Raw genomic sequence first — 19,304 nt, forward strand, 5'->3', positions numbered from 1 at the left:
AGCAGGCGTCTTTACCGCCAGTCAGATGTAGGTTCTCCCACAGGGGACTTTCACCCCATCAGTTCATGCCCATGCCGGGCGTACCAAAAAATTCCAGCGGTCACTCACTCCGCTCGTGCCGCTAAATTTGGCGTTATATGCTTTGTGCAAACCTGGAAGTTTTTTATAATTTGCAGATCTTGTTTTTGATATGGGAAAAGAATAAATTCCCAAAAACGTATTTTGTATCACTTTTCCCTTGAATTATTGAGATAGCTGAGTAAGACCGTATTTGAGAGCATCAGAGAAATCACGTTCTGATGCTCTTCTGCTCAACAGGCCCTATGCTTTCTTCTTCTGATAAACCTTCACGCCAACAATAACAGCAGCAGCCACTAAACCGGCAAACAACAGATGATCCGGTTCCGTCAGCTGATGCCAGATAGCCGCCATCACGCCACCGGTAGAGTGATCTCCCGGGTGGGCCATAGCCTGACTGGCGATCAGGGTACTCACGCTGGCCAGTGACAGTAATTTGATGTTCATGCCTGTTTTCCTTGTTTGGATTTTATAAGTTGAACCGTCGGATATTCTACGTGGTTGCTGCTGCTTCCGGCATTTTGGCGTCCAGCATGCCTTTATCGATAATGAAATCGATGATCTCCCGCACGCCTTCGTTGGCCTTCAGGTTGGTGAAGAAAAACGGGCGGTCTCCCCGCATTTTTCTGGCATCCCGATCCATCACTTCCAGAGAGGCTCCAACATAAGGTGCCAGGTCTGTTTTATTGATGATCAGCAGGTCGGAGCGGGTAATGCCCGGGCCACCTTTGCGTGGGATTTTGTCACCGGCAGAAACGTCGATGACATAGAGGGTCAGATCAGACAGTTCCGGGCTGAAAGTGGCACTCAGGTTATCGCCACCAGACTCTACCAGAACCAGCTCAAGACCGGGGTGGCGCTGGTACAGCTCATCAACTGCCGCCAGATTCATGGAGGCGTCTTCACGAATGGCGGTGTGTGGGCAGCCACCGGTTTCTACCCCGATGATCCGGTCTTCGTCCAGCGCTTCATTGCGCATCAGAAATTGGGCGTCTTCTTTCGTATAAATATCGTTGGTGACCACGGCCAGATTGTAATGGTCGCGCATGGCTGCACAGAGTTTGGTCAACAGTGCGGTCTTACCGGAACCGACCGGGCCACCGACACCGACACGCAGGGTTTGTGGGGTTCTTGATGTTGTCATGGTGATTGTCCTTGTTATTAACGGGTAAATGGTCAGGTTAAGAGCGGAATAGCCTCGAATACTGATGCTCATGCCAGCAACTGGCCATGGCAAAGTGCATCAGGTTGTTACCAATTTCATGATCTGCCAGTGACTGGGCCTGGGTGAGTGCAGGTTCTATCCCGTGAATCAGGCGCTTCAGAATATGCTGGGCATCGGTCTGGCCAAGGGGAACGGCTTTGGTGGCTGCGGTTACCTGGTTCTCACACCAGGACCAGAGCAACCCTGTCGCAGCGGTTTTCTTATCGATGCCATGACATAACGAGGACAGGGCGAACATGGCGGCCTGTGTCGGCGATTGCAACCAGTCCGTGCGGGCTTCGTCCGGATACATGGACTTGACCCAGACAGCAAAGGCCCGGCCAACCTGGCAGTCTTCATCGTATAACTCCCTGGTCTCCCGAAAAGCCAGCAGCGTTTCGTTCCAGTGGCTAACCTGCTGCCGGTCTTCTACTGCAAAGGCGTCGTATAGCCGGAAAAACACCGGTATATCCAGACGGGCCATGCCCTGTTGCATCAGTTCACTGATCCAGTTGCCGGTGGTCTCACGGTTATAGCACCACTGTCGGTCAATGGCGGTTTCCAGCCCCTGGGAGTAAGCAAACGCACCAACCGGCAGTGCCGGGCTGGCCAGATGCAGCAGACCCAGCAGCGACTCAGTGGTGATGCTCATGATGGGCGTGTCCATGTTCGTGAGCATGACTGTGCTGATGATGGGAATGACCTTTGCTATAAGCACCGTTCTCAGGCTCAAAGGGAGCCTGTTCATGGTCCAGTTCCAGTCCAAGCAGGGACACCATATCATCCAGAACATGGTCAACCTGGTAGCGTAGCCAGTTGTCGCCTATCTGCAAGGGAACGTGGCGGTTGCCCAGATGATAACAGGCCCTGGCAAAGGTCAAGGGATCCTTGCAACGGGCGGTGGTGACGGCTTCACTGGCGGCGGTAATGCGGATGATCTCGCCGGTTTCAGCTTGCAGCAGAGTGCCGTCACGCATAACGTCGCCACGGTCAATAAAAATACCGGCATCCCGGCCATTCACCGTAACGGCTTTCAGTCGTCCACGTTTGCGTTGATCAAAAGGGAGCAAAAGTTCATCAGTAAACTCACTGCTCGCTGTCGGGAGGCGCTCGATTAACTTCAACATAAACGATCCTCGGTTTCAGAATAAGAAATAACGCTGAGCCAGCGGCACCACGTCTGCCGGTTCACACACCAGCAGCTCGCCATTGGCCCTGACTTCATAGGTTTCCGGGTCCACCTCCATCCGGGGCTGCCAGGTATTGAGCACCATATCCGCCTTGCGGATGGTCCGGGTATTTTTAACGGCAGACAAGGTTTTCTTCAGGCCCAGTTTTTCACCAATACCCGCGTCCAGTGCCGCCTGGGAAACAAACGACAATGAGGTGTCGGCAACGGCCTGTCCCATAGAGCCAAACATGGGGCGGTAATGAACCGGCTGGGGTGTCGGGATGGAGGCATTCGGGTCACCCATCGGTGCTGTTGCAATAGCACCTCCCTTAATCACCAGTGACGGTTTAACGCCGAAAAACGACGGTTTCCACAGCACCAGGTCGGCCAGTTTACCTAGCTCAATGGAACCAACCTCGTGGGCAATACCGTGGGTAATGGCGGGGTTGATGGTATATTTGGCGATATAGCGGCGAGCCCGGAAGTTATCCACACCGGCATCGCTATCTTCTGGCAACAGTCCCCGCTGTACTTTCATTTTATGGGCGGTCTGCCAGGTTCTGCTGACCACTTCGCCGACCCGTCCCATGGCCTGAGAGTCTGAGGCGATCATACTGAAAGCGCCCAGGTCATGGAGAATATCTTCCGCAGCAATGGTTTCCCGGCGGATACGGGAGTCGGCAAAGGCCACATCTTCAGGAATATTGGGGTCCAGATGATGGCAGACCATCAGCATGTCCAAATGCTCATCCACCGTATTGACGGTGTAGGGGCGTGTCGGATTAGTCGATGATGGTAGTACATAGCTTTCGCCACAGGCTTTAATAATATCCGGTGCATGGCCACCACCGGCCCCTTCCGTATGGTAGGTATGGATCACCCGACCTTTAAAGGCGGCCAGTGTGTCTTCCACAAAACCGGATTCGTTCAGGGTGTCGGTATGGATTGCCACCTGAATGTCGTATTTCTCAGCCACTGTCAGACAGCAGTCAATAGAAGCCGGTGTGGTTCCCCAGTCCTCATGGAGTTTCATGCCCATGGCACCGGCCAGCACCTGTTCTTCCAGGGCTTCGGGCAGGCTGCCATTGCCTTTGCCCAGAAAGCCAATGTTCATGGGCAGGCTGTCCACGGCCTTGAGCATGGTGCTGATATGCCAGGTGCCGGGCGTACAGGTGGTGGCATTGGTGCCGGTGGCAGGCCCCGTGCCGCCACCGAGCATGGTGGTGATACCGGAGGTCAGGGCTTCTTCAATCTGCTGGGGGCAGATAAAGTGAATATGGGCATCGACACCGCCGGCGGTAATGATCTGCCCTTCTCCGGCAATCACCTCGGTGCCCGGACCGATAATAATATCCACACCTTCCTGAACATCCGGGTTACCCGCCTTGCCAATTTTTTCAATACGACCCTGTTTGATACCGATATCAGCCTTGACGATACCCCAGTGGTCGAGAATCAGGGCGTTGGTGATAACGGTATCCACAACCTCAGCACCGGGCCGCTGGCTTTGTCCCATACCGTCCCGGATTACCTTGCCACCGCCAAATTTCACTTCATCCCCGTAGACCGTGTAATCCTTTTCGGGGCTGATAAACAGTTCGGTATCCCCAAGACGAACTTTGTCGCCTACGGTGGGGCCAAACATATCCACATAGGTTTGCCGGTCCATCTGCGTACGTTTGATGGTCATTGTGCTTCTCCCGGCTGTTTTGGTTCTGGCAGTGTGCCCATCACCTCGCCACGGAATCCGTAAATGGTCTGTTTGCCAGCATAGCGAACCAGTTCGACCTGTCGGTCCTGGCCGGGTTCAAAACGGACAGCCGTCCCTGCCGGGATATTCAGGCGAAACCCGAGGGTCTGCTCACGGTCAAAAGCAAGGGCGGGATTGGTTTCATAAAAGTGGTAGTGGGAACCCACCTGGATAGGACGGTCACCGGTATTGGCCACCGAGAGGGTCAGGGTCTCCCTGCCGACGTTAATCTCAATGGGGTCGGCAGAGGCAATCACTTCTCCTGGTATCATGATCAATCCTCAGGCTATGGGGTTATGGACGGTGACCAGCTTGGTACCATCGGGGAAGGTGGCTTCCACCTGAACCTCGTGGATCATTTCCGGAATACCGTCCATCACCTGCTCACGGGTGATCACTTCACGGCCTTCATTCATCAACTGGGCCACTGTTTTACCGTCACGGGCACCTTCCATGATATGCATGGAGATCAGCGCGATGGCTTCCGGGTAGTTCAGTTTGACCCCGCGCCCTAAACGACGCTCGGCAACCAGTGCTGCGGTATAGAGAAGCAGCTTGTCTTTTTCCCGGGGGGTAAGTTCCATAGTGAGATCCTGCTTTAATTATTCGTTAATTTAGGTATTCCAGATGCGTGGCCGACACCCTTTGCGGCCATTGAATCGTTCTCTCTCGGCTTCCCAAATCCAGGTGAAAATGGTTCTGGCCTGCTCTGATGAATCGCCCAGGTAACGCACAATAAACACACCGGCCCGCCAGGTGATGGCGGTTACCCGGTGCCAGCCTTTATCGACCAGCTGGCTGTGCAGGCAGGGTAAGTCTGGCGGGCTTTCCAGGGTGATCAGAAAGGTGCCAAAAACCGTCTGATTATTGAGCCCCAGAAGGGACGTGGGCAGTGCTGACCCGGCAGCAAAATCGAGCCTGTCAAGGTAGAGCGGTGTGCTGTCCCGGGTCAGGGTGAGATGCTGGGTGAGTTGCCCACGGGTAAACTGCTCGCCGCTGGCGGTTCGACCCAGGCAGATAATATCCCAGCCTGCAAAGAGCGCATCGCCGCTCAGTTCAATGCGGGTATCAAGCTCGGTAATGGCACCATTAAACAGGATGGTTTCCTGAGGCAGCCACTCCATGGAGGCTGAGTCGCTGACCGTGATATGCGTTGTCTGTTTTTGTAGTTGACCATTGCCGTTGAAATAGACTTTACCGGCAGCCGGGGTTGTGACCAGCCCATGGGCACCATTTCTGATGGCAAAGCGCTGTACCAGTTCATCTCCGGCCACCAGACCACCGGGAGGATGCAGAATATAAAGATGGGTCAGGTCTTTGCCTTCCGGCCAGAAAGGGCGTTGAATGCGCAGCGGCCCATAATGGCGGGTTCTCCCCATCAGGGTACGGCCATTCAGGTGTTTAAGTTCTACGTCTATCCCGGCACGCCAACCCGACGACGATGCCACGGCACTATCAGGCCTGCTGCTCTGGTTGCTCTCTGTCTCACCCGATGATGCTTGCATATTACAGCCTTGTGCTTGTTCTTATCCGGGATCAGTTATTGGTGATCTTTTTGTAATCAATGGCAAAACCTGTGCCAGACACAGTATTTCACTGAATACGTCATTTGTCGCCGACATAATACCTGACCAAATGGTCATTATGAATGCCTTGATTTGGTGCAGCATCAGTTAATGTGCCTGCGAGGCGCGCCAAAATATAGCGTGGCCCCTGTTGTTTCCGGCAAATGCCTGCCGGTCTGGAAAATTCAGGGCGGAGGCTCTCTTTCCCAGCCCGCTTTCCCATGGTGCAAGCACCGAAACTGACCATGGCACACCTTTTGCTCTCCCCTGTTCAGGAAACGAACAGCGAACAATAGATAGCGGGGAAGCTATGAACAACCGGTTAAACAAACTATCCAGAAACTTTTTAACGGCATCGGTGGCTACTGCCGCACTGTCATGGTCAGTGATGGCACAGGCTGCAGACACCATTAAGGTTGGGGTGCTTCACTCCCTTTCCGGCACTATGGCCATCAGTGAAACCACGCTGAAAGATACCGTGTTGATGATGGTGGAAGAGCAGAATAAAAATGGTGGGGTGCTTGGCAAGAAGCTGGAGGCAGTGGTCGTTGACCCGGCCTCGGACTGGCCACTGTTTGCCGAGAAAGCCAGGGAGCTACTGGTTAAGGAAGACGTCGATGTTATTTTTGGCGGCTGGACTTCCGTGTCCCGCAAATCGGTACTGCCGGTGGTGGAAGAACTGAATGGTCTGATGTTCTACCCGGTTCAGTATGAAGGGGAAGAGTCCTCGAAAAATGTGTTTTATACCGGCGCGGCACCCAACCAGCAGGCCATTCCGGCGGTGGATTACCTGATGAGCGAAGAGGGTGGCGCGGTCACCCGTTTTGTTCTGGCCGGTACCGACTATGTTTATCCAAGAACCACCAACAAAATTCTGGAATCCTACCTGAAAAGCAAAGGTATCAAAGATGCTGACATCATGATCAATTATACGCCGTTCGGTCACTCAGACTGGCAGACCATTGTTTCTGATATCAAGAAGTTTGGTAATACCGGTAAAAAGACCGCGGTGATTTCCACCATCAATGGCGATGCCAATGTTCCATTCTACAAGGAACTGGGAAACCAGGGGGTTTCGGCTGAAGAGATTCCGGTGATTGCCTTCTCGGTGGGTGAAGAAGAACTTTCCGGCATTGATACCGGGCCACTGGTAGGTCACCTGGCGGCGTGGAATTATTTTATGAGTGCTGAAAGTGACACCAATGACGAATTTATTGAAACATGGCAGTCTTTTATCAAGGATGAAGAGCGTGTTGCCAATGACCCGATGGAGGCCACTTACATCGGCTTCAATATGTGGGTTGAGGCGGTTGAGAAGGCCGGTACCACCAACGTTGATTCAGTGCGTTCAGCGATGTATGGCATTACCGTTCCTAACCTGACCGGTGGCACAGCGGTGATGAATACCAACCACCATCTGACCAAGCCGGTATTGATTGGTGAGATTCAGGATGATGGTCAGTTTGAGATTGTCTGGGAAACCAAAGGTGGCGTTATTGGCGACGCCTGGACCGATTTTCTGCCGGAAAGTTCCAAAATTGTTGCTGACTGGTCGGCACCGGTTCAATGCGGCAACTATAACCTGGAAACCGGCGTCTGCTCCGGCCAGAACTACTGATTTATAAGATGATATGACAATCAGTGCCCTCCTTCCGTCAGGGAGGAATGGGCGTATAAGGATGTATTATGAATCAGAACCTCCGGCAGATGGTTCACAGTCTGCCAGCCCGCTTTCTCCTGTTCCTGCTGCTGATTTTATCGCGGCCGGTGTTGGCGGTGTCGCCCGAAGACCTTAAACCATTATTAAGCAAAAGTTCCTGGGGACAGCTGGAAGCTGTGATCACGTCCCTGGCGGAAGAAGGCAGCGAGTCCAGCCAACAGATTCTGGAACATTGGCTCAATGGCAAACTGTTTGTTGAGAAACAGCATAAACGACTGGTGTTCGCCGAAAAGACACCGGATAAACAGTATCGGATGTTTGATCCTTTCTTTACCGAAGGGGAGTCAAAAGACACAGCTTCAGAGCTCGGGACGGTGAAGAAAAGAGCGCTGAAAAAAGTAAGAATTAATAATCAACTGCGCTCAATCATTAAAACAGCACTGGCATCCTGGGACTTGAAAGCCAGTGACCCACAAACCCGCATAAATGCCATATACGCCTCTCTGAAAACGCTGGATAGCAAAACGCTGGGTACACTCAGAACTATGAGGGCCAGCGAAGAGAATCAGGGAGTTATCGATGCCCTGGATATGGCCCTGGCCCTGGATCGCTTGCAGACGGGTTCGATCAGTGCACAAATAGCAGCGGTTGAGGTGCTCACCAGTTCTGATCACCCCTTTATTCGTTCCGCACTGGCGGAGGCAGTAACCGCTACGGACCATACCGCGCTGGCACAAACCATCACAACGGCACTGACCGAAATTGACCAGCGACAGCAGTACTATACCGTGGCTGAAAATATCTTCTTTGGCTTGAGTCTTGGCTCTGTGCTGTTGCTGTCGGCTATCGGGCTGGCGATTACTTTCGGGGTGATGGGCGTGATTAATATGGCCCACGGAGAGATGATGATGCTCGGTGCCTATACGACGTTCGTCATTCAGTCTGTATTCCCGGAACTGATTGATCAGTCCCTGTTTATCGCCATACCCCTGGCCTTTCTGGTTGCCGGCGCTGCCGGGGTGCTTATTGAGCGGCTGGTTATCCGCCATCTCTATGGCCGTCCCCTGGAAACCCTGCTGGCGACCTTTGGTATCAGCCTGATTCTTCAGCAGGCGGTAAGAACGATCTTTTCACCACTGAATCAGGAAGTGGCAACCCCCGCCTGGATGAGTGGCTCGTGGGTAATTAATGAGGCGCTGTCGCTTACCTGGAACCGTTTATACATTGTCGGTTTCAGTCTGCTGGTGTTTATGGTGCTGCTGCTGGTGATGCGTTACACCCGCTTTGGGCTGAATATTCGCGCGGTGACCCAGAACCGCGCCATGGCCAGTTCCATGGGTATTCCTACCGGCCGGGTGGATGCCATGACCTTTGGCCTGGGCTCCGGTATTGCCGGTGTGGCGGGCGTCGCCCTGTCGCAGTTGACCAATGTTGGGCCAAACCTTGGCCAGAATTACATTATCGACTCCTTTATGGTGGTGGTGTTCGGCGGCGTAGGAAACCTGTGGGGCACATTGGTCGCCGCCATGGGGCTGGGTGTGGTGAATAAGTTTCTGGAGCCCTGGGCTGGTGCCGTGGTTGCCAAGATTCTGGTATTGGTTTTCATCATTCTGTTTATCCAGAAGCGACCCCGGGGGCTGTTTGCGCTCAAGGGGCGGGCAGTTGAGGGCTGACACATGACTAATGGATTCCAACAGGGGTTTTTATCCCGACTGTTACTTGAAGATCGTGCCGGTAAACTTCTTCTGTCGTCAGTGATGGCAATCACGATTGTGGTGGTGTTGCTCAACACATTGATGCCGGAAGGTTCTCCCCTGCACGTCAGCAACTATACCGTTACTCTGCTGGGTAAGTATCTCTGCTATGGATTGCTGGCCCTGGCATTGGATCTGGTCTGGGGATACTGCGGGATTCTCAGCCTGGGTCATGGGGCGTTTTTTGCCCTGGGCGGTTATGCCATGGGTATGTACCTGATGCGCCAGATTGGAGACCGTGGTGTTTATGGCAACCCGGAACTGCCGGACTTTATGGTGTTTCTGAACTGGCAGGAGCTGCCCTGGTACTGGTATGGGTTTGACTCTTTCGCTGTTGCCCTGGTAATGGTCGCCCTGGTGCCCGGTCTGCTGGCGTTCCTTTTTGGCTGGCTGGCTTTCCGGTCCAGGGTGACCGGTGTTTATCTCTCCATCATTACTCAGGCACTGACGTATGCCCTGATGCTGCTGTTCTTCCAGAATGACTTTGGCTTTGGTGGTAATAATGGCCTGACTGACTTTAAGGATCTGCTGGGTTTCAGCCTGCAAAGTGACCGTACCCGTGTGGTACTGCTTATGGCGTCTGCACTGGCACTGGTGCTGGGTTACCTGGTGTGTCGCTGGCTGGTGAGCAGCCGTTATGGCCGGGTGCTGGTGGCAGTGCGGGATGCTGAGAGCCGGGTACGCTTTATGGGCTACCGGGTTGAACACTACAAGCTGGTGGCGTTTACCCTGTCAGCAGTGCTTGCCGGTATTGCCGGTGCCCTCTATGTTCCCCAGGTTGGCATTATTAATCCGGGTGAGTTTTCTCCCATCAACTCTATTGAGCTGGTTGTCTGGGTAGCCGTCGGTGGTCGTGGAACACTCTATGGTGCGGTGATTGGTGCGGTCGTTGTTAACTACGCAAAAACCTGGTTTACCGGCGTTATGCCCGATGCCTGGCTGTTTGCCCTGGGGGCGCTGTTTGTTATTACTACGCTATGGCTGCCTAAAGGTTTGGTCGGTCTTTATCAACAGATAGCGGGCTTTATCAATGAGCGTCGGGATCCGCAGGGCAACAGAGCTGAGAGAAAGGAGTTAGTGGATGGTTGATAAACATATACCCAACGACACCTTGCTCTATCTCAACAATGTCACGGTCAGTTTCGATGGCTTCCGGGCATTGAATGAACTCTCCTTTATGGTGCGGGAAAAAGAGCTGAGTGCGATTATCGGCCCCAATGGTGCGGGTAAGAGCACCATGATGGATGTGGTGACCGGTAAAACCCGACCTGACTCCGGTGAAGTGTTTTTTCGTGGCAACGTGGATTTGACCCGCTATGACGAAACCGACGTCGCCAATATGGGGATTGGCCGGAAGTTTCAGAAGCCCTCCGTGATTGAAAGCCTGACGGTCTGGGAAAATCTGGAGCTGGCCATGACTGGACGACGAACGCCTTTTGCTGCCATGTTTGGTGCACTCAGCGCAAAAGGTGCCAGAAGAATCGATGAAGTGATGGCTCTGATCCGATTGTCAGACCGAAAAGGGTGGTTAGGGGCCTCATTATCCCACGGACAGAAACAGTGGCTGGAGATTGGCATGCTGCTGTTACAGGAACCGGAGCTATTGCTGGTGGATGAACCGGCGGCGGGTATGACCGATGAAGAGACCTTCAGAACGGCGGATCTGTTAAAAGATCTGGCCAGAGAGCGCAGTGTAGTAGTGGTTGAACATGATATGGCGTTTATCCGGGCGCTGGAGTGCCCGGTGATGGTGCTGCATGAAGGCAGTGTGCTGGCGTCTGGTTCATTGGACCATGTTCAGCAGAATAAAAAAGTCATCGACGTTTACCTGGGTAGATAGGAGGAACAATGTGATGCTGGAAGTACAGGGCATTGATGTGTTTTACGGTGCCAGCCAGGCCCTGAAGTCGGTAACCATTGCCGCGCATAAGGGACAGGTGACCAGCGTTATGGGGCGCAATGGTGTTGGCAAAACCACCCTGATGAACGCTGTTGCTGGTCGGGTAACGCCCGCCTCTGGCAAGATCCTGTGGCAGGGCAGGGATATTGCCAGCAACCCCGCTCACTCAAGGGCACGGAACGGTATCGCCTATGTTCCCCAGGGGCGGCAGATTTTTCCTTTACTGACGGTGCAGGAAAACCTGGAAACCGGTTTTGCCTGTCTGCCCCGGGCAAAGCGGCGGATTGATCCGGAAATCTTTGATCTCTTTCCCGTGTTACAACAGATGCGCCATCGTCGGGGTGGCGATTTGTCCGGTGGTCAGCAACAGCAGCTGGCCATTGCCCGGGCACTGGTAACCCGGCCAGAGCTGTTGATTCTGGATGAGCCAACGGAGGGCATTCAACCGTCCATTATCAAGGATATTCAGTCGGTTATTGGTCTGCTCCGGGACCGGGGTGAGATGGCCATTCTGCTGGTTGAGCAGTTCTTTGAGTTTGCCCGTGACCTGGCGGATACCTTTGCGGTGCTGGATCGAGGCGAGGTTGCTTTGGCAGGAGCCGGCAACGACATGGATGAAGTTGCCGTTCGTCGTTTAATGACTGTTTGATAGCTGGTCATTGTATTCAGTGTCACCGCTGGTACCCTGATTTTCAACCCCGTTTAGGCACTGTCATTTAATAACTTTGACGTTTCAGTAAGCGCTTCCTACCACCGGAAAAAGGCAGGCCGCTTGTGATTTTGCGGCCAGCAGGGGGTGAGCTTGGGAATTGTCCCTGAAACTTCCTATTTTTGCCACGGAGACACGGAGAATAGAAAAAAATCTTTTCCTCCGTGACTCCGTGGCAAAATTTTTTCTTGACTGGGTTAGCACCGGGAATGTGGAAGTTATTTCATGACAGTTCCTTAACAAGTCTCAGTCAAATCCGGAACTTATTCCGAGACAATTCCTTGTTGGGAGCATTAAAAAGAATACCTCAGGTACCAGTTCGATGGTACTATTTCACCCCTATACAACTATAAATAAATTGTCGTGTAATGCAAAACTGCCTTAATACTCAAGTAAATGGAATAGAGGGGCGGTAGCGTGAGTGCGGTTCGAAAGTTGTTTTATCATTTTTTGATTTAAGCTTCCGGGTGTTGATCTGGCCCTCATTTTTTATCAGCGATCAACAGGGCTTAGGAATTGCCCCGGAATAATTTGTACATTTCTGAGTTTCAAAACCACGTTCGTCCTGAGCCTGTCGAAGGGCGTGAACTCCGGCCTCATGTATTGTGCCTATCACCCTTCGACAAGCTCAGGATGAACGGAGATCGAGTTCAAAATATCGAAATTATTTCGTGACAATTCCTTAAAACCGCTTTACCACCGCGATTGAGTACATGGATATATCATTGTTGTATTGACATTGGCATGACCCAACAACTCTTGAACGGTAATGCTTCAACAGACGCTTTGGGCAACAACGTCATTCTGTCTTTGCCACCCTTGCCATGGCGAACGGTAATTTCCATACGCCCAAAATCAACATCCTGAACCCTGAGACGGAGTGTTTCCTTCAGTCGAAGACCGGCACCATACATTAATTGGGCGACTAATAATGGTGTGCCTTTGAGATAGGACAAGACAGAGTTGGCTTCAGTCACCGAAAACACAACAGGGAGTTTTTTTGGCCGTTTTGCTTTTAGCCAGTCATTGATCGTAAAGCTGTCACGCCCCCAGCACTTGTTTGTACAAAAAGACCAGGGCACTCAATGCCTGCTGCTGAGTGCTGATAGCAACGTGCTTTTTCATCACCAGATGGGTAAGAAAATCACGGACATTATCGCCAGTCAGTAAATCGGGATGACGCATTTTATGAAATTTTATAAAGCGTTTAATCCAGTCCCAGTAGCTGCGCTCGGTAGACAGAGAGTAACCGTCAGAGCGAATGGCAATTTGAAAGCGTTCTTGTAATCTCATATAAGTCCTACTTGATACTGTGTTTTTATACAGTAAAAGCTAGTTCGTATATGCAAAAAATCAACTGAATGGTTAACATGTTTTTTTGAATGAAAATAAAGCAATCTTTAATCACACGGGTTGCTTGACCGAAAAATATACGAATTACTAAATGCGAATCAGAAGATATAGCCTTTAGAATGCAGAACGTTATGTAAGTCGCGCTGTATGGGGGGTATCGGCTGGTACGTATAGCGAATCTACAGTATGTTATGCGAAACTGATTCGTGTAAACGACTGTTAGGTGCTTCGTTCAACATTCAACATCTTCATTAATCGTGGAATGATTTAATATTTATGAAACTAGAAAAAGTAATAATTGAAAACTTTAGGTCTTACAAAAATAGAATTGAGATTGACGTCAATGACCTCAACGTATTTGTGGGAAAAAATGACATTGGAAAATCTACAATACTGGAAGCATTGGATATATTTTTCAATGAAGGGAAAGGTATTGTCAAACTAGATAAAGAAGATGTTAATAAAGAGGCAAGGGAAGAAGGTAACACAAATATTAAGATCGGTGCTATTTTTGGCAATTTGCCAGAAGAATTAACAATCGACTCCACAAACCCGACAAGATTATCTGATGAATATTTATTAAACCGTGATGAAAAACTCGAATTACTAAAAATTTACCCTAATGCAGGAAAGGAAAAAATCTTCGTAAAAGCGTATCATCCTACAAATCCAGAATGTGCAAACTTACTTCTAAAGAAGCAAGCAGAGCTGAGAAGGCTGCTAACGACTGAGATGCACTGCGAAGATCAAACAAAGAATGCAGAAGTAAGAAAGGCCATCTGGAATCATTACTCTTCTAACCTTGAGTTAGATGATGTAGAAATTGAACTCGCAAAAATAGATGCAAAAAACACTTGGGAACAGCTTAAGAATTATCTTCCTCTTTATACCTTATTCCAATCTGACAGAAAGAATAGTGATGGTGATAGTGAAATACAAAACCCCATGAAGCTCGCCGTTCAAGAGATTTTAAAAGATGAAAGACTTTTGAGTACCTTGAACGACGTTGCGCGTGAAGTTGAAGATAAGCTAAATCAGGTTGCTAGAAACACCCTCGATAAATTGAATGAAATGAATCCTGATGTAGCAGATAGCTTAAACCCAGTAATCCCAACAGCAGAATCCCTAAAGTGGGCTGATGTATTCAAGAGTGTTTCGATCACTGGGGATGAAGATATACCAATAAATAAGCGTGGTAGTGGTGTTAAGCGCCTAATATTGCTTAATTTCTTTAGAGCAGAAGCAGAGAGACGACGCTGTGAAACAAATGTTCCCGACATAATCTATGCCATTGAAGAACCTGAAACATCACAACATCCAAGCCACCAACGCAAGTTGATTGAAGCATTCATTGAGTTGGCAGCAGCAGAGAATACACAAATATTACTCACTACTCATAGCCCTGCCATAGTCAAACTCTTAGATTTTGATCACTTAAAGTTGATTAAAAATGATCCAGTAAAAGAAGTTATTACTATAGAAAGCGGTGATTTACCATACCCTTCATTGAATGAAGTCAATTTTCTTGCTTTCGGTGAGTCTAATGATGAATATCACAATGAGCTTTACGCATTTATTGAAAGTGAGGGGCTTCTCAACGAATACAAAAACGGTAAAGGTACTGTTAGGTATGTCAGGCTTAAGCGGAATGGTGGTACCTTAGAAGAACAAAAGATTGTCAGCGAATATATAAGGCATCAAATTCACCATCCAGAAAACACATTAAATACAAGATATACCAACGAGCAGTTACAAGGATCAATTCAACAAATGAGAGAGTTTATTGTTGATCAGACTTAAACTGTAAAGCGCACCTAACGAATAAGGATAGATTGCGCCCAGCCGCAATCTAATCCTGTTGTTGCACAAGCCCGGGTTGATTTCTGGCGAGGAAGGTCTATTGAAGTTTACTTTTCTGGCGGATCTTGAAACAGAGCGTTTTTGCTTAACGCTATTTATTCAGGATGAGTGTCTCCCGACCAACGCACTACGGTAGTCCGGGGTATGTCGTATCTATCTGGATGAGCTTACTTTTTCTCCCTGTTTGTGAATGGCGGTGCTTGTTGCTGTGGCAATAACTCAGGTCGGTTTCAGAAAACTGAACGCAATGTGTTTCATAGACTCACCGCAACGCCTGCATGTAAACTTTGGGCGAATGATGTGTTCCACTGCGTTGACCATCACATTTAAAACCAGCTGCACCAGTAATAATTGTTTTTTGGCGTTACTGTGTAAAAATCCATAATCCCGCAATCGTCGAAATCGCCTGGGTAATACATGTTTCAGTACCAGCCACAGGAAGTCTTCTCCTGGCAGGGTTCGCGTCTCTTTTTTGCCGGTTTCACTGTTGAGGTAAGAAAAGGTCACCTTTCCCCGTTTGCTGGCTAGGATATTGTTGTCGCTGATCACGCCCCGGTACAGATACCGGGATAGATATTCAAGTGCCGGTAATCCTTTGCCCACCCGTTTGCAATTGACGACCCACTCTTTGGGCAGCCTTGTTTTCAGGCTCAATGATAGTAGTCCCTGTTCATCCAGGGCGCGAAGGAGTCTGGCTCGAAAGACCATGGCCAGGTTCTTGCCATTGAAAAGATAGTGACCTGTGAGTTTGCGCCACTCTTTTCGTCGGGTATTGATGCCACCACCGGGCACGACAAAGTGTATATGGGGATGGTAATCCAGCCGTCGGCTGTGGGTGTGCAGGACGCCGGTCATTCCCAGGTCAGCATCCAGTTTTTTGTCATTGGCTCCAAACTGTTTCAGGGTATCAGCCGCTGTTCTGAACAGTAAATCGTACACCTGTCGTTGATGTTGCCAAGCCAGAGCCCGCAGTTGCGCTGGTAAGGTGAAGGTCACCATAAAGTATTCAACGGGCAACAGTTTCTGTCTTTGCCGTTGCAACCATTCGCTGGTATCGGTGTTCTGACAGCGATTGCAGTGACGATGTCCACAGGACAATGGTTTTTGTTCCCGGAATTGGCAGCCGTTGCATTCCAGCAGCGTCATGCCGGAAGCCGGGGTTCGACAACCCCGTATGGCGTTGAGTGCCTTGAGTTGGCTGGGTAGAAGACGTTGACTGTATTTTTCCAGGAAACGGGCGGCATATTGATCGGCTATATCGGAGAGGTTCATTGGTCGCCTCCTTTCAAACCCAGCTCATCAATCAGATGATTAATAATCCTGCGGGTATTCAGTTGGGTGGTTTCGGTTAACCGGGTGTAGATGGCTGTGGTTTTTGGGCACATGTGCCCGAGCAGTTCCTGAATGGCCCTGAGGCTCACTCCCTGCTCCATAAGATGAGTAGCAAAGCTGTGTCGTAAACTGTGGGGGCTGACTTTTTTATGAATAGCGATCCTTCCCCCCTTTGCAGTTGCGTAAATGAACTTTCATTCGCCGTGCATCAATGTCGGAAATGGTCAGGTTCAGACCTTCAGCCAGCCTTAAACCCATACTGTAAAGGGTCAGAAGAATGGTGTAATAGCGCAGCTTCCGCGCCTTATTGAGCAGTAACTCAATTTCAGTGGTGGTCAAGATGACCGGAAGGCTTTTAACGGTGGGTGGTTTAATGATGTCCACAAACTGCCAGGGTTTTCCCAGTACGTGTTTCCAGAAAAACTGCAGCCCATTGCGGTCAGTTTTGACCGTGCTCCATGAGTGGGATTCCACCAGTGCCGCAAAGTAGGTTTTCAGGTCATCGGGTTTGAGTGTGTCAGGGCAACGATCAAAGAAGGCTGCCACCCGTCGTAGTGGCCTGCTGTAGAGATCAATGGTGGATGGGCTTTTGCCCTGGAGTTTCAGGGTGGTGAGTTGTTTTTGATACAGTTTGTCAAACCGTTTTTGTTCAGAACGTTCCATGTTGCTTCCTTATATATGCCGCACCGGAGTGGTACGGATATCAGGAAGTATTGGCAATGGTGGAGTGGCTGGGATGAACGGTATTTTTTGCCGCGTTAGCGGCTTGGTTCAACAAGAGCATTCAGCGGACGGCGCTAGTCGCGCCGCCGCTTATGCAGGCGCTATGTTACGGAATTTCTCAATAAGAAGTAACTCACAAAAGGAACCTGATAAAAATGATTAAAAAGATCCTGATTATAGCATTGCTTTCAATCTCGTCATTTGTTGAATATAGTATTGCCGGCCCTCACAACAACGATATATATTTTGAAACGCAACCTAACACAACTGGACTACTCAGAGGAACTACCAACTTTGTTGTTACGGACTTCTATATAAACCCGATCAGAGATCCCCATGGGACGCTTAATTACAAGCACAAACCGTTCAAAATAATTGATGGTAATCATTTCACATTTTCGCTTGAGCGCTCGAGTAATGAGAATGCTGCAAGATGGTTTAACAAACGCTTTGGAGGAAAGAAAAATACTTTTGGAGCGAAGGCTTCTACTCTGAATTTCGTAATAGAGGGTACACTTAATTTATCTCTACGCGAGAATCAGGTAATGGGTATTCCAGCTGGGAAGTATAAATTCGAAGAAATTGCTCTCGCTCAGGGGAGTGAAGATAATAATAATATGTGGTGGTTCGGCGGAACCTACTGTTTCAATACCAGTAAGTTCCTTGTCCGGTGTCGTGGTATTTCCAGTGCTGGTAAACCTGTGTGGTTTGATTTTCTTAAACAGAAGATAGGTAGGAGTTCAGGGCAAAAAACAGTAAGAATTATCTCCGGCGGATCTTCAAATATTATTGAAACGAACAGTGGGGATAAAACTAAATGGATTTCATCCAGCAACAAAAAATGGATGGCTAATATAAAAGATTCTACTACTCTGTCAGAGCTTTCCATTCCCGGCACACACGACACGATGACATATACATCCAATATCAGTGGAGCTGGAAAGATTAAACCTGAATACGTACGAACCCAAGTTATGACATTGGAGCAACAACTTGCCACTGGTATCCGGTTTATTGATATAAGAGCTACTCCATTTGAATATAGGAATTTGCATTCCCGATCTATTGATCATTTGAAAGTCTGGCACGGTGAGTATGCAGATTTGAATTTTACTGTCAAAGATGTACTTAATAAAGTTAAAGAATTCCTTGCAAATAACCCTTCAGAAACGGTTTATATGAGATTAAAGTCTGAAGGAGGTAAGACAGATGATGTTAAATTCGGGAAGCTCTGGGATAAACTCTGGAACAGTACTATTTATGAAGGCATGTTCTGGAAGCCAGTTATCAAGAGCACATCTGAAATAGGCTCAGAGGTTTTGAATCCTACTTTGAAAAGTACCAGAGGAAAACTGGTTGTGTTGCAAAACTTTACAGTATATTGCAATGATATTCCCTGGAATAGTTACAAATGCTATCAGAAGAAACCGGCTGATGAAGCGGAAGCTGTGTACGGGCCCTTCTGGAATTCTTTCGATAAACAGGATAGCTCTGACGTTAACGAAAAGTTTACTATGACCAGCAAATTCGATGCTATTAAAAAATTTATGGAAAAAACCAATCAGGAAAAAGGGACTAAAACTGCCATTAATTTTTTAAGTGCTAATGGCTACGATGTCAACCTGAGTCCACGAAGGATCGCAACTATTGCCTATGGCGCTGCGTTTAAAACAGCTCCGGATCAGTTATCCTCTTCCACTTTATACTATGGAATGAACGCACTGACTCAGGCAAAACTGGAAACAATTGATTACGCAGGCATTGTTCCGATGGACTTTCCGGGACCAGGAATAACAACAAAACTGATAGATATGTCTATTCAAATGAATGTAAAGTAAATTTGCTGATGATCTAAATGTCTACTATCAGTTCACAACATAAATCGGGTAAGGGCTGGTCTTTCTCCAACCCACCCCACAGCACCCGGCATGCGGGTCCGCACCGGGTGGTTCAACGATGATGGTGAAACCTGATCCATAAATCTTTCAATGAAACAAGCCCAATTTTCGCAAGGTAACTGTTATTCAGTGCCTGTTGTACCGCATAAGTTTTACTCAGACGGTAATACCCTTTGCTGCTGGCTGCGATCTTGGCGGCGTTAATTTTATCAACGCCTAACCTGACCAGATTCTTGAAACGGGTTTTCGGCTTGCACCATTGCTTCAGAAAGCAGCAACGGATTCGCCGACGTATCCATTGATCCAGCAGGGGAATTGGTCGGTAATATTCCGATAACCGGAAATAC

Annotated in this window: 21 protein-coding genes; 7 read left to right on the plus strand and 14 right to left on the minus strand. The window is 49.3% G+C overall.

Annotated elements, in window-relative coordinates; all coding sequences use genetic code 11:
• Positions 1-321 precede the first annotated feature (321 nt).
• The 8 genes from ACO6UY_RS21885 to ACO6UY_RS21920 are packed head-to-tail and all read right to left on the minus strand — an operon-like array spanning position 322 to position 5,708.
• The gene (locus tag ACO6UY_RS21885) at positions 322-525 is read right to left on the minus strand and encodes a HupE/UreJ family protein (protein WP_209278323.1); all 204 of its coding nucleotides are present in this window, start codon (positions 523-525) and stop codon (positions 322-324) included.
• A gap of 46 nt (positions 526-571) precedes the next feature.
• Positions 572-1,222, minus strand: a complete 651-nt coding sequence (ureG, locus tag ACO6UY_RS21890; RefSeq protein ID WP_422463569.1) for an urease accessory protein UreG — start codon at positions 1,220-1,222, stop codon at positions 572-574.
• A 37-nt stretch (positions 1,223-1,259) separates the two neighbouring features.
• Positions 1,260-1,934: an urease accessory protein UreF gene (locus tag ACO6UY_RS21895; RefSeq protein ID WP_422463567.1), complete on the minus strand. Its 675-nt coding sequence runs from the start codon at positions 1,932-1,934 to the stop codon at positions 1,260-1,262.
• The gene (ureE, locus tag ACO6UY_RS21900) at positions 1,918-2,409 is read right to left on the minus strand and encodes an urease accessory protein UreE (protein WP_422491224.1); all 492 of its coding nucleotides are present in this window, start codon (positions 2,407-2,409) and stop codon (positions 1,918-1,920) included. The genes ACO6UY_RS21895 and ureE overlap by 17 nt, the downstream gene beginning before the upstream one ends.
• Positions 2,410-2,424: 15 nt before the next feature.
• Positions 2,425-4,143 carry an urease subunit alpha gene (gene ureC / locus ACO6UY_RS21905; RefSeq protein WP_422491226.1) on the minus strand — a complete coding sequence of 573 codons (1,719 nt, stop codon included), beginning with the start codon at positions 4,141-4,143 and terminating at the stop codon, positions 2,425-2,427.
• A complete protein-coding gene (locus ACO6UY_RS21910; protein ID WP_269672330.1) occupies positions 4,140-4,475 on the minus strand; it encodes an urease subunit beta in 336 nt (111 codons plus the stop codon). The genes ureC and ACO6UY_RS21910 overlap by 4 nt, the downstream gene beginning before the upstream one ends.
• Positions 4,476-4,484: 9 nt before the next feature.
• Positions 4,485-4,787, minus strand: a complete 303-nt coding sequence (locus tag ACO6UY_RS21915; protein WP_209204055.1) for an urease subunit gamma — start codon at positions 4,785-4,787, stop codon at positions 4,485-4,487.
• A gap of 30 nt (positions 4,788-4,817) precedes the next feature.
• A complete protein-coding gene (locus ACO6UY_RS21920) occupies positions 4,818-5,708 on the minus strand; it encodes an urease accessory protein UreD (RefSeq protein ID WP_422491228.1) in 891 nt (296 codons plus the stop codon).
• Positions 5,709-6,156: 448 nt separating this feature from the next.
• Between ACO6UY_RS21920 and urtA the strand changes: the two genes are divergently transcribed.
• The 5 genes from urtA (at position 6,157) to urtE (ending at position 11,731) form a co-directional block, all read left to right on the plus strand.
• On the plus strand, positions 6,157-7,386 hold the full coding sequence (gene urtA, locus ACO6UY_RS21925; protein WP_422463573.1) for an urea ABC transporter substrate-binding protein: 1,230 nt from the start codon (positions 6,157-6,159) through the stop codon (positions 7,384-7,386).
• A gap of 68 nt (positions 7,387-7,454) precedes the next feature.
• Positions 7,455-9,101 carry an urea ABC transporter permease subunit UrtB gene (gene urtB / locus ACO6UY_RS21930; RefSeq protein WP_422491229.1) on the plus strand — a complete coding sequence of 549 codons (1,647 nt, stop codon included), beginning with the start codon at positions 7,455-7,457 and terminating at the stop codon, positions 9,099-9,101.
• A 3-nt stretch (positions 9,102-9,104) separates the two neighbouring features.
• A complete protein-coding gene (gene urtC, locus ACO6UY_RS21935; RefSeq protein ID WP_422450629.1) occupies positions 9,105-10,271 on the plus strand; it encodes an urea ABC transporter permease subunit UrtC in 1,167 nt (388 codons plus the stop codon).
• Positions 10,264-11,022 carry an urea ABC transporter ATP-binding protein UrtD gene (urtD, locus tag ACO6UY_RS21940; RefSeq protein ID WP_422463556.1) on the plus strand — a complete coding sequence of 253 codons (759 nt, stop codon included), beginning with the start codon at positions 10,264-10,266 and terminating at the stop codon, positions 11,020-11,022. Before urtC ends, urtD begins: the two co-directional genes overlap by 8 nt.
• A gap of 13 nt (positions 11,023-11,035) precedes the next feature.
• A complete protein-coding gene (gene urtE, locus ACO6UY_RS21945; protein WP_422450631.1) occupies positions 11,036-11,731 on the plus strand; it encodes an urea ABC transporter ATP-binding subunit UrtE in 696 nt (231 codons plus the stop codon).
• Positions 11,732-12,513: 782 nt separating this feature from the next.
• Here urtE and ACO6UY_RS21950 read toward each other — a convergent pair.
• Complete coding sequence (locus ACO6UY_RS21950) at positions 12,514-12,777, minus strand: tyrosine-type recombinase/integrase (protein WP_422491231.1); 264 nt, start codon at positions 12,775-12,777, stop codon at positions 12,514-12,516.
• A gap of 55 nt (positions 12,778-12,832) precedes the next feature.
• Positions 12,833-13,084, minus strand: coding sequence for a site-specific integrase (locus tag ACO6UY_RS21955; protein ID WP_422450633.1), 252 nt, complete (start codon positions 13,082-13,084; stop codon positions 12,833-12,835).
• Between the two features lie 336 nt (positions 13,085-13,420).
• Between ACO6UY_RS21955 and ACO6UY_RS21960 the strand changes: the two genes are divergently transcribed.
• Positions 13,421-14,944: an ATP-binding protein gene (locus ACO6UY_RS21960; protein WP_422491233.1), complete on the plus strand. Its 1,524-nt coding sequence runs from the start codon at positions 13,421-13,423 to the stop codon at positions 14,942-14,944.
• Positions 14,945-15,223: 279 nt separating this feature from the next.
• Here ACO6UY_RS21960 and ACO6UY_RS21965 read toward each other — a convergent pair whose 3' ends face one another.
• The 3 genes from ACO6UY_RS21965 to ACO6UY_RS21975 are packed head-to-tail and all read right to left on the minus strand — an operon-like array spanning position 15,224 to position 16,999.
• Positions 15,224-16,276, minus strand: coding sequence for an IS91 family transposase (locus ACO6UY_RS21965; protein ID WP_422491234.1), 1,053 nt, complete (start codon positions 16,274-16,276; stop codon positions 15,224-15,226).
• Positions 16,273-16,437, minus strand: a complete 165-nt coding sequence (locus tag ACO6UY_RS21970) for a hypothetical protein (RefSeq protein ID WP_422491236.1) — start codon at positions 16,435-16,437, stop codon at positions 16,273-16,275. Before ACO6UY_RS21970 ends, ACO6UY_RS21965 begins: the two co-directional genes overlap by 4 nt.
• A gap of 46 nt (positions 16,438-16,483) precedes the next feature.
• The gene (locus ACO6UY_RS21975) at positions 16,484-16,999 is read right to left on the minus strand and encodes a tyrosine-type recombinase/integrase (RefSeq protein ID WP_422491238.1); all 516 of its coding nucleotides are present in this window, start codon (positions 16,997-16,999) and stop codon (positions 16,484-16,486) included.
• A 215-nt stretch (positions 17,000-17,214) separates the two neighbouring features.
• On the opposite strand from ACO6UY_RS21975, the gene ACO6UY_RS21980 reads away from it, so the two are divergent.
• Complete coding sequence (locus ACO6UY_RS21980) at positions 17,215-18,897, plus strand: phosphatidylinositol-specific phospholipase C domain-containing protein (protein ID WP_422491239.1); 1,683 nt, start codon at positions 17,215-17,217, stop codon at positions 18,895-18,897.
• A 112-nt stretch (positions 18,898-19,009) separates the two neighbouring features.
• On the opposite strand, the gene ACO6UY_RS21985 is transcribed toward ACO6UY_RS21980, so the two are convergent.
• A partial coding sequence (locus ACO6UY_RS21985) for a group II intron maturase-specific domain-containing protein (protein ID WP_422491240.1) occupies positions 19,010-19,304 on the minus strand: 295 nt, incomplete at its 5' end.

It is taken from the genome of Endozoicomonas sp. ALE010 (assembly GCF_049310165.1).
Classification (GTDB): Bacteria; Pseudomonadota; Gammaproteobacteria; order Pseudomonadales; family Endozoicomonadaceae; genus Endozoicomonas.